This is a genomic window from Ignavigranum ruoffiae (genome assembly GCF_900110675.1).
Taxonomy (GTDB): domain Bacteria; phylum Bacillota; class Bacilli; order Lactobacillales; family Aerococcaceae; genus Ignavigranum; species Ignavigranum ruoffiae.
In genome coordinates this window covers 74,294-86,838 of record NZ_FOEN01000004.1, presented here as the reverse complement: position 1 = coordinate 86,838, position 12,545 = coordinate 74,294, and the positions used below count along the sequence as shown (strand labels likewise).

Annotated in this window: 11 protein-coding genes; 1 reads left to right on the top strand and 10 read right to left on the bottom strand. The window is 39.3% G+C overall.

Annotated features, from left to right (window positions below; all coding sequences use genetic code 11):
- Position 1 precedes the first annotated feature (1 nt).
- From BMX34_RS04505 to BMX34_RS04460, 10 genes are all read right to left on the bottom strand, one after another.
- Positions 2–799 (bottom strand): tyrosine-protein phosphatase, encoded by a 798-nt coding sequence (locus BMX34_RS04505; protein ID WP_092571256.1) that lies wholly within the window; start codon positions 797–799, stop codon positions 2–4.
- On the bottom strand, positions 786–1,562 hold the full coding sequence (locus BMX34_RS04500) for a CpsD/CapB family tyrosine-protein kinase (protein ID WP_092571254.1): 777 nt from the start codon (positions 1,560–1,562) through the stop codon (positions 786–788). Before BMX34_RS04500 ends, BMX34_RS04505 begins: the two co-directional genes overlap by 14 nt.
- 3 nt (positions 1,563–1,565) lie before the next feature.
- Positions 1,566–2,312: a YveK family protein gene (locus BMX34_RS04495; protein ID WP_092571252.1), complete on the bottom strand. Its 747-nt coding sequence runs from the start codon at positions 2,310–2,312 to the stop codon at positions 1,566–1,568.
- Between the two features lie 17 nt (positions 2,313–2,329).
- Positions 2,330–4,180 (bottom strand): polysaccharide biosynthesis protein, encoded by a 1,851-nt coding sequence (locus BMX34_RS04490; RefSeq protein ID WP_092571250.1) that lies wholly within the window; start codon positions 4,178–4,180, stop codon positions 2,330–2,332.
- A 30-nt stretch (positions 4,181–4,210) separates the two neighbouring features.
- Complete coding sequence (locus tag BMX34_RS04485) at positions 4,211–5,206, bottom strand: LCP family glycopolymer transferase (RefSeq protein ID WP_092571247.1); 996 nt, start codon at positions 5,204–5,206, stop codon at positions 4,211–4,213.
- Positions 5,207–5,390: 184 nt separating this feature from the next.
- A complete protein-coding gene (locus BMX34_RS04480; RefSeq protein ID WP_092571245.1) occupies positions 5,391–5,813 on the bottom strand; it encodes a PPC domain-containing DNA-binding protein in 423 nt (140 codons plus the stop codon).
- 165 nt (positions 5,814–5,978) lie between these two features.
- Positions 5,979–6,749, bottom strand: a complete 771-nt coding sequence (pflA, locus tag BMX34_RS04475) for a pyruvate formate-lyase-activating protein (RefSeq protein ID WP_092571242.1) — start codon at positions 6,747–6,749, stop codon at positions 5,979–5,981.
- A gap of 108 nt (positions 6,750–6,857) precedes the next feature.
- On the bottom strand, positions 6,858–9,113 hold the full coding sequence (pflB, locus tag BMX34_RS04470) for a formate C-acetyltransferase (RefSeq protein WP_092571240.1): 2,256 nt from the start codon (positions 9,111–9,113) through the stop codon (positions 6,858–6,860).
- A 502-nt stretch (positions 9,114–9,615) separates the two neighbouring features.
- The gene (locus tag BMX34_RS04465; RefSeq protein ID WP_092571238.1) at positions 9,616–10,794 is read right to left on the bottom strand and encodes a MalY/PatB family protein; all 1,179 of its coding nucleotides are present in this window, start codon (positions 10,792–10,794) and stop codon (positions 9,616–9,618) included.
- A gap of 129 nt (positions 10,795–10,923) precedes the next feature.
- Complete coding sequence (locus BMX34_RS04460) at positions 10,924–11,724, bottom strand: alpha/beta fold hydrolase (protein WP_092571236.1); 801 nt, start codon at positions 11,722–11,724, stop codon at positions 10,924–10,926.
- Between the two features lie 213 nt (positions 11,725–11,937).
- On the opposite strand from BMX34_RS04460, the gene BMX34_RS09730 reads away from it, so the two are divergent.
- Positions 11,938–12,545 (top strand): LysM peptidoglycan-binding domain-containing protein (locus BMX34_RS09730; protein WP_159428851.1); only part of this gene is annotated, 608 nt, incomplete at its 3' end.

Below are 12,545 nucleotides of genomic sequence, written 5' to 3'. Positions count from 1 at the left end.
TTTATTTCTCCTTAAAAAACCCCCATACTTTGCGCCATAATGACTTGTCTTCTTCCACTAACTGAACAGGAGCCAGTGGAAGTTCATGTCCCCAGAAGATGGCTTCGGCAACTTCCAAGAACTGATCCACTTTATTCTTAGAATAGTGTGAGGCTAAGACCTCACAGGCCAATTGATAATTAAAGGGACGCCATTCTTGATGGTGACAGTCTGATGCCATGAAATGACATAAATTCGCATCAATCATTTGGAAAGAAATTTCTTGATATTTGGGTCCAAAAGCGCCGGCCAATGAGCTTGTGGTAACTTGACCAATGCAACCCATTTCTACCATTTCAGCTAACAAGGTCAAATCTTGACCAAAACGCTGATTCCGTTCTGGGTGAGCGATTACCGGTCGTATCCCTAAATCTAATAGCTGTTTAATTAAGCGAATAGAATAATCAGGGACCGACTGGGTCGGAAATTCAAGCAGTAAATAACGTCCTTGCTCGTCCAAACATAACAAATCCTCATTGTATAAATGATCGATAAGATCTTCATGAATCCGGATTTCTTGACTTGGGAAAACTTTTAAAGGAATCTGTTCCCGGTCAATTGCTGATTGTAGACGGTCACAGGCCTCGATAACTCCTTGGGCATGATTAATAAATTGAGGATTATAGTGGTGAGGGGTTAGCACCAATTTAGAAATCCCTTCATCCACCGCCAATCGAGCTAATGTTAAAGCCTGATCTAGGCTTTGGGCGCCATCATCCACAGCTGGAAGTAAATGACTATGTAAATCAATGATCTCCATGTTTATGTTCGCCTTCATTCTGGTCCTGGCCATATCCGTAATAAGAATAATAACCATAACCATCACTTTCTTCATTGGATTTGGCATTCAAGACAAAACCTAAAATATTGGCATTCACATTTTCTAAGACTTCTTTAGCTCGACGAACCTCATCTTTCTTAGCATAGCCATGACGAACCACCAAGACACAACCATCAACTTTGGAAGCGAGGATTTGAGGATCGGTTACCGAATTAATCGGTGGGGCATCGTAAATAATCACATCAAAGAAATCTTCTAATTCTTTCATCAGTTTGGTCATCCGCCCCGAAGCCAAAAGCTCGGCAGGATTAGGTGGAATTGGACCAGAAGGAAGTAGATAAAGATTCAAATCTGTACTCTTCATCACCACTTCGTTGAAATGTAGACTTGGATTAATTAATAAGGTAGTCAAGCCCTTCTCGTTATTCAAGGTAAAAGTCCGATGCAAAGTAGGTTTACGTAAGTCAGCGTCTACAATTAAAACATTTTTCTCCATAGCTCCCATCGCAATCGCCAGATTGGCTGAAATGGTTGATTTTCCTTCTGCAGGTACACTCGAAGATACTAAGATTGAACGAAGATCATTATCGAGCTGAGCGAAAGTAATATTCGTTCGGATGGTTCTAAATTGTTCAGCGTAGACTGATTTAGGCTTAAAGTAAGAAATTAAAGGTGCACCCTCAACCTGTTCTTGCAAGAATTTTTCTTCTTTACGTTTGCGTCTGTTCATAAAGTTAAACATGCTTTACCCCTTTCTCCGTCCAAATTTCCGACTCATCTGTTGACCTAAGCGGGCATGCTTGCGTTCATCTTTGGATAAACGATTAACTTCACCCAGATTCACCAGACCAATCGACATTAAGAAGTCTTCGTTGCGAATGGTATTATCATTAATTTCGCGAATAAAGACCATAATCAGACTGAGGAGCAGGCCTAAGATTGCACCGATGACAATATATCTAAATAAACTTGGTGAAACACGATCACTATTATATGAAGCGTCAGATAAGACATAGACATTGGTCGTATTGTCTTGATAGATTTTCGGCAAAACATCAATAAATTTCTCAGTCACGGTGGCAACGACCCGCTGAGCTAAATCAGGTGACCCTAAATTCGCCTTGATCATAAAAGATTGTGAATCCGGTGATTGTTCGACGGTTAAATTTTGTCGCAAGGCTGGAACAGAAATTTCATTATTTAGTGAATTACTTACTTCTTGAAGTAAACTTTGTGATTTAATGATATCGCTATAGGTATTGATTAAACTAATACTAGTTTGTAAGTCATTATATTGGACCGCAGCAACTTCTTTATCGATATTGGAATTCTGGTTCACGATTAATTGAGCCTCTGATTTATAAATCTCATCGACGAAGAAAATCATAAAAGCACTCGAAAGGCCGGCGCCGAGGATCATTGATATCAAAATCATAAAGATATGTTTTTTTAATACCTTAAATAGTTCCAATAAACTCAATTCTTCTTGCATAAGCTCCCCCTTATTTACTATTTAATACTATGGTTGGCAAAGGCAACAATTTCTCGTTTCAACGTTTCAGCGGATGATTGATTAAGTCTCTCCATAAAGGATTCGATATCTGCCAAAGGCATCGTCGTTACCCGACCAATAAAGATATCTTTCTCAACCTGCTCTGAAACAGCCTCAGATGTCGTCAAAATTTCCTCAAATAACTTCTCACCAGGACGGATGCCTGATTCAATAATTTCTATTTCTCCTTCTGAGAAGCCCGATAATAAAATAAGCTTCTTGGCTAAATCTAATATCTTAACCGGGGCACCCATATCTAAGACAAAGACCTCGCCACCTTTGGCAAAAGCTCCTGCATAAATCACCAACTGACTGGCTTCAGGAATCGTCATGAAATATCGCGTCATTCGATAATCGGTAATAGTTACTGGCCCCCCTTGAGCAATCTGTTTCTCAAAGAGCGGAATCACCGACCCACGCGATCCGAGTACATTTCCAAAGCGTACGGCGGAATAGTTAGAATCGCTTCGTTGGTCGAAACCGGTAATGATAAGCTCAGCAATTCGTTTAGAAGCCCCCATGACATTGGGTGGATTAATTGCCTTGTCGGTGGAAATCATGACCATCTTACTGACTTTGCAAGCATCCACGGCCTTGGCAACATTATACGTCCCAATCACATTGTTCTTATAAGCTTCCACCGGATTATATTCCATGAGCGGCACATGTTTATGAGCCGCTGCATGGTAGATAATATCAGGCTTGAACTCTTGAAAGACTTCAACAATGCGCTGATAATCCTGAACATCTGCGATCACTGGTTTATATTCAACCATATTATGGTGTTTCTTCAATTCATGGAAAATCTGATAAATAGAGTTCTCACCGTGACCCAGTAAAACAACCGTTCGTGGGCCAAATCGAGAAACCTGGCGAGCTATTTCGGAGCCAATTGACCCTCCTGCGCCTGTGATTAAAATGACTTTCTCCTCGATTTCAGCGCGCAAACGACTGTCATCAAGATGAACTTCTTTACGCCCGAGTAAATCAGCGATATTCACTTTATTGGTCGATTTTAATAAACGATGGTTTCCTTGCAAGATATCTTCAACTGGCGGCATTTTATATAATTTTAATTTGTGGGGATTGGCTATTTGAAGAATGTTCTCATATTCTTCAGGTTTAATCGAAGGAATGGCAACAATGATTTCCTTTACCCCATAGCGTTCGGCGATGGTTGGTATTAAGTCGACATCGCCCACTACCTTCACGCCACCGATGACCTTACCAATCTTCGTTTCGTCACAGTCTAGGATGGCAACCACGTCCATGTTCCCTGGCTTCCGACGGAAGTTATTCATAAAGATTGATCCGCCATCCCCGGCGCCGACCAGAATAACTCGACGCTTGTTCTTGTTCGAATCTTGAAACTTGAACCGTGATAAGTAAATCGTCTGCCAGATTAAACGCCAAGCCACACAAAAGATAGCCGTCACAATCATGGTGAAAATTACTGTCCGCCAGAGGGATATTTTAAAGATTATCATCCCGATGACCCCAGTAAATAACAAACTAAAAAGCACTAAGAAGAACAATTGAATAAATTCCTGTATCCCACTGTAGCGATTCAATCTCGAATCCAGTAAGGAAAGTCTACCAACGATTCGATAGATTAAGTATCCTACAGTAAGTAAGAAAAGGTAGAAAGTCCAGGGGACTTCAATCATTCGGTAAAAGAACAAATAACTCAAGAATATCGTTAAAACAAATGCGAATAAATCGGCAATGTCCCAAATCACTCGTTTTAACTGGGGGGATAATTTTTCAACCATGTCTACAATGAGCTGACTAGCCCCTTTGCTTTGCATTTAAATCGGCTCCTCACTGGAAAATAATAGTTATTCAATATCTAATTCTGCCTGAATCGATCGACTCACTTCTTGAACCGCCGATGGATCTAATATTTCATAATAAACACCATCAATCTTCTCTCCCTGACCTTTGAGTTGGAACTCTTCCACATGATTAATGGCAGATCGATAATTGCTGGCAATATGCATCATTTCTTCGTAGCTAATATCGGTCTTCACATTATTGCTAATAGAATTTAAAATATTCTGATAATTAATTAAGGTATCTAATTCTAAGCCAGAACGAATAATACCTAAGACCACTTGACGGGCTCGGTCTTGACGGCCATAATCTCCGCCGGAATCATAACGATTGCGGATATATTCAAGCGCCATCGTGCCATGCATCTTAATCGGCACGCCTTCTTGAAAATCAAACCCCCCTTGAGAAAAAGTGGTTGGTGGGGTCACCGTGATGCCTCCGACGGCATCGATAATCTCCTTAAAGCCTTTCATATCAGCGGCAACGGTATAATCAATGGGAATATCTAACAAATTTTGGACCGCATTAGCGGCTAAACCTGGCCCCCCATAGGCATAGGCGTGATTGATTTTTGTTTTATCTGCCGTCCCCGGTATTTCTACATAGGAATCTCGGGGAATCGAAGTTAAAGTAATCTTATCGCTACTTGGGTTGACCGTGGCTACAAGCATTACATCTGACCGGCCTTTTTCTACGCGACCATATTCTCCCGTATCAATCCCTAGTAATAACACTGAGAAAGGTTGATCTTCCTTTACAGTTACCGGCTTAGGTCTAATTTGGATTTGGTTCTCTGCCCGCGGCATTTGAATCTTGTTGACCGTGCTCTCTACGGACGACCACATATCCCACAATTTAAAAACTACCAGACCGAGGACAATCACTAGGCCGATGGCTCCAATCGATAAACAGCCGAGTTTATTCTTCTGACCGTGGATTTCTTTACGGCGAGGACTATGACCACTCATTTCTTGATTTGTAATTTCTTGACTTTCTTCCATGCATCTAGCTCATTTCTATTTATTATTTCTTAAGAATTATATAAATTATTCAGCGCAATTATAACACAAACCACTCACGAAATACCTTTAAGTGACTGTGGATTGACAATTGTAAAGATAATTTAATAATTCTTAAAAAAGCATCAAAACATTAAAAAAGGGCTTACAATAAGCCCTTTACCCCTTATTCAAAACTTAACAAGTTAATTCCTGTCTCCTGATCCGCTTGACGATTGACCTGCCCCGGCAGACACTGAATAATAATCTCGCCGGTAACCGACACGCGTGCCGAAACCAGATGACCACCGATGACACTATTATCCTCACGACCAAAGGTCGCATGAAAATGTCCGTAGTAAGCCTGGTCTTTTTCGGTAATATTTCCTACCAAGGAGGTTAATTCTAAATCTTCCTGATAAACCGATTCGTTGTACTCATGAGTCGACAATTGATAGAAACCTAATTTCACTTCATCGCAAGCTCCAATTCCCGTGACACTCGCCAAAAAAATGTTTTCTGCTTCAGCAACTTTTTGAATCGAAGTTAATAGTTCTTCCCCACGCTGAACGCGAAGAACAATTGTCTGATCAAAACGCTTGTATTCCATAGAAACCTCCCTCTCAAAAAGTAAGATGTTGAGCTCATTGTATTATATGCGCTTAGGACTTGCAAGAAAGACCCCTTTAATCGGAACAAAAAAATTGCTCTTAAATTTCTGCCCCCCAAGGCAGGAAATTTAAGAGCAAGTACATTGAAATGAATTCACTTTGGTTTACATGGTCTTATAACCTTGATAGTCTTCAGTTCTTAACAAACGTTTTGCGTTCTCTACCCGTTCCTGAGTCGGTGGTTCGATCCCTTTTAATGGATAACGAATACCTAAAGCTTCATATTTATATACGCCTAACTTATGGTAAGGCAAGACTTCAAACTTCTTTACATTATTTAAAGTAGCGACAAAATGCCCTAATTCCATTAATAGTTCATCGTAATCTGTTCGACTAGGGACCAAAACATGACGAATCCAGACTGGTTGATTGACTTCAGATAAGTACTTGGCTAGTTCGATAATATTATCATTAGGTAGACCGGTTAATTTGATATGACCATCGCGGCGAATATGTTTCAGATCATAAAGAATCAAGTCGGTGTATTCTAACAATTCATTAAAGGTCGAAAACCATGGGTCTTCACGAGTAAACGGCGCCCCGCAGGTGTCGATACAAGTATTAATGCCTTGGGCCTTGGCCAATTTGAAATATTCTAACAGGAAATCAACCTGTAACAAAGGCTCGCCCCCAGAGACAGTGATGCCACCTTTATCTCCCCAGAAAGCAGAGTATTGAATCGCTTCGTCCAATAACTCTTGAGGCGTGTAAGGTGTTCCTTTTTGTAAGTTCCAAGTATCTGGATTATGGCAGAATTGACAGCGCATCCGACATCCCTGCATAAACGTGATAAAACGAATTCCTGGACCATCCACAGAACCAAAACTTTCGGTAGAATGAACGCGCCCAATGACTTCTTTCTTAACTTCAGTCATATACATCCTCCTTATCATCCTTGCTGATAATAAGAATGCTGCTTAATTAAGAATTAAGCAGCAGTTCTTAATTATTTTCCTTTAAGCAATCTTAGCATGGATAAACTATTACATTGATTCGTGCATTGTTCGATTAATAACATCCATTTGTTGTTCACGAGTTAATTTAATAAAGTTAACCGCATAACCAGATACACGAATGGTCAATTGTGGGTAATTTTCAGGGTGTTCCATCGCATCTAATAATGTTTCACGGTTGAAGACATTAATATTTAAATGGTGACCGCCTTTATTTGAATAGCCATCTAACATTTGAACGAGGTTATCGATTTGAACAGAATCTTCCTTACCTAAGGCTTTAGGGATGATGGAGAAGGTATTTGAAATACCGTCTAAGGCATAATCATAAGGAATCTTAGCAACGGATAATAAGCTAGCTAGCGCTCCGTGGGTATCGCGACCATGCATTGGGTTAGCCCCTGGTGCAAATGGCGTTCCACCTTCACGACCATCTGGAGTATTTCCAGTCTTCTTACCATAAACCACATTTGAAGTAATAGTTAGGATAGAAGTTGTGTGGATTGAATTTCTATAAGTTGGATGTTTCTTCACTTTAGTCATAAAGGTCTTCAATAATTCAACACCGATTTGATCGGCACGATCATCATTATTACCATATTTAGGGAAGTCACCTTCGATTTCAAAATCAACGGCTATCCCATTTTCATCACGAATTGGACGAACTTTAGCGTATTTAATCGCTGATAGTGAGTCGATAGCTACTGAGAATCCTGCAATACCTGTGGCCATGGTCCGTTTGATATAAGTATCATGAAGAGCCATTTCTGCAGATTCATATGAATATTTATCATGCATATAGTGGATGCAATTAAGAGTATTAACATATAAAGCTGCTAACCATTCTAACATTTGGTCATATTTAACCATCACTTCATCATAATCTAAGTAGTCTGAAGTAATTGGTCGGTAAGCAGGACCTACTTGAGCTTTAGATTTTTCATCGACCCCACCATTGATCGCATATAATAAAGCTTTCGCTAGGTTAGCGCGCGCACCGAAGAATTGCATTTGTTTACCAATTTCCATCGCAGAAACGCAGCAAGCAATTCCATAGTCATCGCCGTATTTAGGTCTCATGACTTCATCGTTTTCATATTGAATGGCTGAAGATTGAATAGACATCTTAGCTGCGAAACGTTTGAAGTTCTTAGGTAGACGTTCAGACCAAAGGATGGTCAAGTTTGGTTCTGGAGCTGGACCTAAGTTAGATAATGTGTGTAAGAAGCGGAATGAGTTCTTAGTTACTAACGGTTGGCCATCTACAGTCATCCCACCAATACATTCAGTAACCCAGGTTGGGTCTCCTGAGAATAATTCGTTGTATTCTGGGGTACGGACGAATTTAACTAAACGTAATTTCATAACAAAGTGGTCGACAAGTTCTTGAGCTTGTTCTTCAGTTAAGGTTCCATTTTCTAAATCACGTTGGATATAGATATCTAAGAAGGTTGAAGTACGACCAAGAGACATTGCAGCCCCGTTTTGTTGTTTAATCGCAGCCAAGTAGCCCAAATATAACCATTGGAAAGCTTCTTGAGCTGTTTCAGCTGGACGACTTACATCAAAGCCATAGATATTACCTAATTCAATAATTTCTTTAAGCGCACGATATTGTTCAGAAACTTCTTCACGAAGTTGAATCACATCGTTAGACATTTGACCATTGCCAATGTTGCCGTAGTCTTTTTGTTTCTCTTCCATTAGACGTTCTACACCGTAAAGAGCAATCCGGCGGTAGTCACCGATAATCCGACCACGGCCATAAGCATCTGGAAGACCGGTAATCACACCAGAGTGACGAGCTGCACGCATTTCTGGTGTATAAACATCAAATACCCCTTGGTTATGGGTTTTACGATAATCGTTAAAGATTTTAATAACTTCTTCATCAATTTCGTAACCATAAGCTTTAGCAGCACTCACCGACATACGGATACCGCCAAATGGTTGTAAAGCACGTTTGAATGGTTGATCAGTTTGGAAACCTACAACGGTTTCTTTGTCTTTATCTAAATAACCAGGACCATGAGAAGTAATTGTAGAAACTAATTTGGTATCTAAATCATAAACGCCACCACGTTTGCGTTCTTCTTCAGATAACTCCATAACTTGATTCCAAAGTGCCGTCGTATTTTCTGTTGGACCCGCTAAGAAACTGTCGTCTCCTTCATACAAAGTATAATTATCATGAATAAAATCACGTACACTAATTTCTTCTTGCCATTTTTGTCCTTTAAAGCCTTGCCAAGCATCTTGAGTGGCTGGATTGACAATCTTTTCCATTTATATTTCCTCCTTGTGGATAGTTTGTTAAAGCTTTCCCAAATTTACAAGTTCATTATATCACGATCTGTTGTGCTTTTAAAGAGCAAACTGTATTTATTTACCCTTGTGAAAACAATGGAGTTTGTGAAATTATTTCGAGTATTTTCAATGAAAACTTGTGATGTCAAGTATCATCAAGTGTTTTTGCTTACATTTTCTGTGCCAACCAATAATGCAACAGACGGAAGATTCTGTTTCTTTCTGTACTAATCTAGAAATTATATAATAAATAGACTGGTAAAAATTTTTTTAGCTCTAGAGATACAAAAAAATACCAAATATTTCTCTGCCAATAATTCGGCTATCAGCTAGATGATTTGATTCAACTGGATCCAATCATCTTGCTTCGTAAATCCTTATTCAGCAGTTAAATATTTGGTATTTTCTAAAACTTTATGATGTTTGTTAAAGTTTCTAAATTAAGTCCTGAATTCGGTTGACCTAATTACTAGCTCGGTCTTTATGAGTGGATAGCCGTTTCAATTCGGCTCATCGCCTCTTCAATGATAGAGCGCGGGCTGGCAATATTGAATCGACAGAAACCTCTACCTTGCTGACCAAAGATGCTTCCATCCTCAATAATAATCTTACCCTGATGGATGAGCCGATGCATCAAAACTTCTGGATCTCGGCTAACTTCGGTGAAATCTAGCCACATGAGAAAGGTTCCTTCTGGTCGATGCGCATCAACCTCTGGAAGTCGCTCAGTTAAATAATCCAAAACATAGTCCACATTGGCTTCAATATAAGTCAAGGCCTGATCCAACCAGTCTCCTCCATAACGATACGCTGCTGGAAATCCGGCCGCTGCAAAAGAATTCATATGCATAAACCCTGAACTACATAACCCTTCCTCAAAACGCTGACGAATTTCTGGATTGGCAATGATAGCCACTGACTGACTCAGACCAGCCACATTAAAACTTTTACTTGGAGCCATCAGTGTGATTGTTTGTTGATCAATGGCCGAAGACAAACTAGCTAACGGTGTATGTTTATAACCCTTAAAAATTAAATCCGAATGAATTTCATCAGCTACTATAATAACCCCATGTTTCAAACATAGTTCAGCCATTTTTTGCAATTCGTCTACTCGCCAGACTCTTCCTACCGGATTGTGTGGACTACACAATATAAACATCTTACAGGTCTTAATTTTCTCTTCAAAGTCGGCAAAATCGATGACGTATTGGTCTGCTTTTCGAATCAGTGGATTCTCAACCAAACAGCGCTGATTAGTCTCAATGGCTTTAAAAAACGGATAATAGACGGGCGTTTGAATTAAAATTCGATCTCCGGCTTGAGTCAAGATACGAATCGCATTACAGATTCCCGGCACCACTCCACTCACAGGAACTAAAAAATCGGACGACACTTGCCAATGATTTCGCTGTTCTTGCCAGTCGATAAAACTCGAAAAGAAGTCATCCGCAGGTGCATCATAACCGTAGATACCATAATCAACAACTGCTTGCAAAGCTTGGCGAATCCGTGGCTCACATTTAAAATCCATATCAGCAATCCAGAGTGGTAAGATTTCGTCAGAAACCGGAACACCAAAGTGCTGGTAAGCCGTCCATTTCTTTGATTGTTGTTGTCGACGATTAACGACTTGATCAAAATTATATTGAACCTCCATATAAGCTTCCTCCTGATTATCCGTATCTTTTTCTATTCCAATAGGATAAGTAAACTATGTATTTACTATAGCACAATTTTGGAGGAGGGCCTATACTATTTCTTCTATAATATAGCGCTCATTCTCTAACTAAGGGTTCGTCCCTTCATCGTCAATCTGATCCGTCAGAAAAGCTTTCGCACTATCACGCACAAAATCCAATTGATCAATCATAATATTATGACCGGCATTCTCAATCAAATAGATCGAGGCGTTGTCTTTATCGATAAAAGCTTTAATTTGATCTTTAAAGCCAACAATTTGATCATTTCGGCCAAGAATTAGACACAATTGAGGATCCATGGCATACATTTCTGCTTCAAAAGGAAGCTTAAGATAGCGCTGATCTTCTCGCTGAAGAAATTTATCATAATCTGAATCAAAAACTTCAATACCTGGCAAACTAATACGCTGATAACGTCTCAAAGTTTCAGGACTAATGACCACACTCATATTATAGTAGGCTTTGGCATATTTAGGATCGATTTCAAACTCAGAGAAACAGACATTCTTATGTTCGGCTAATTTTCGTTCTTCTTTGATTGCTTTTACCGGAGGACAGGTTAAGAATATTTTCTTAATTCGCTCAGGCATTAGATAATTGATAGCTAATGATAAATAACCTCCATACGAATGGCCAAAAAGTATAATTTGATCATCCGGTGTCAAAGACTTAATCAGTTCGACTAAAGCTTTGGCAATGGCATGACTCGAATCCAATTGATAGTCTGCAACACTTTGGCCCATGCCCGGCAAGTCAATATAGATCCGTTGATAGTTTGACAAATCTGAAAAAATTTTCTCATAAGTTTCAACCATGGACACCAGTGATAAACCGTGTCCGTGAATAAAATAAATTGATTGCCCTTGACCATAAATCTCGTAGTGCATATAATTCCTCCTTTTCTAATAAAGACAAAATGTTCAAAATACTAGTCTTTCAAGTATTTTTTAAGAAAAAGTAAAACTTCTTAAAAAATTCATAAACATTTCTTATTAACTTCATCGTAACCACCTTGTAACAATTGTGTAATATTGTTACAATATAGCCAAGATAAGGACTTATATATTACATTTATATTTCAAAGAAAGGATGCGAGTTCCATGACCCCATCATATAAACAAATGATTCTTCCACTTATAGCAACTGCCAGCCTATCTTTAGCTCAAACCGTAGCCGCCGAAGAAACCTACCACACTGTTCAAGCAGGTGAGACGCTTTATTCAATTTCTAAACGTTATGACATCAGTGTCGAAAATCTTAAAAATTGGAACCAACTTCAATCCAACAATTTAAACGTCAATCAAGTATTATTAGTGGCTCAAGATACAGAACAAGTTGATAGTTCAACTGATCAAGAAGAAAATCTTACAACAACAGAAGAAGAAAGCCCAAGCCTAGAAATAAGTTCAGAAAATACACCTGAATCAGTATCTAATCCAAACTCTCAAAATACTTATACCGTCAAAGCGGGTGAAAGTGTTTATATTATTGCCTATAAATTTAATATTACCGCAGATCAGCTTAAAGCCGCAAATGGACTTAAATCAGACTTAATCCATCCCAACCAAGTTTTGATTATTCCAAGCGCTAATCATGAAAAACCAGCAGAGCCGAAACCAACCCCACAACCCGATAAAAATACCTATACGGTCAAAGCCGGTGAAAGCTTATACATTATCGCCAACAAATTTGGGGTAACCGTTAAAGA

Coding starts and splice junctions, on each gene's coding strand:
- BMX34_RS04500 (WP_092571254.1), bottom strand. CDS start 1,562: ATGTTTAACTTTATGAACAGACGCAAACGTAAAGAAGAAAAATTCTTG.
- BMX34_RS04480 (WP_092571245.1), bottom strand. CDS start 5,813: ATGGAATACAAGCGTTTTGATCAGACAATTGTTCTTCGCGTTCAGCGT.
- BMX34_RS04490 (WP_092571250.1), bottom strand. CDS start 4,180: ATGCAAAGCAAAGGGGCTAGTCAGCTCATTGTAGACATGGTTGAAAAA.
- BMX34_RS04485 (WP_092571247.1), bottom strand. CDS start 5,206: ATGGAAGAAAGTCAAGAAATTACAAATCAAGAAATGAGTGGTCATAGT.
- pflB (WP_092571240.1), bottom strand. CDS start 9,113: ATGGAAAAGATTGTCAATCCAGCCACTCAAGATGCTTGGCAAGGCTTT.
- BMX34_RS04465 (WP_092571238.1), bottom strand. CDS start 10,794: ATGGAGGTTCAATATAATTTTGATCAAGTCGTTAATCGTCGACAACAA.
- BMX34_RS04505 (WP_092571256.1), bottom strand. CDS start 799: ATGGAGATCATTGATTTACATAGTCATTTACTTCCAGCTGTGGATGAT.
- BMX34_RS04460 (WP_092571236.1), bottom strand. CDS start 11,724: ATGCACTACGAGATTTATGGTCAAGGGCAATCAATTTATTTTATTCAC.
- BMX34_RS04495 (WP_092571252.1), bottom strand. CDS start 2,312: ATGCAAGAAGAATTGAGTTTATTGGAACTATTTAAGGTATTAAAAAAA.
- pflA (WP_092571242.1), bottom strand. CDS start 6,749: ATGACTGAAGTTAAGAAAGAAGTCATTGGGCGCGTTCATTCTACCGAA.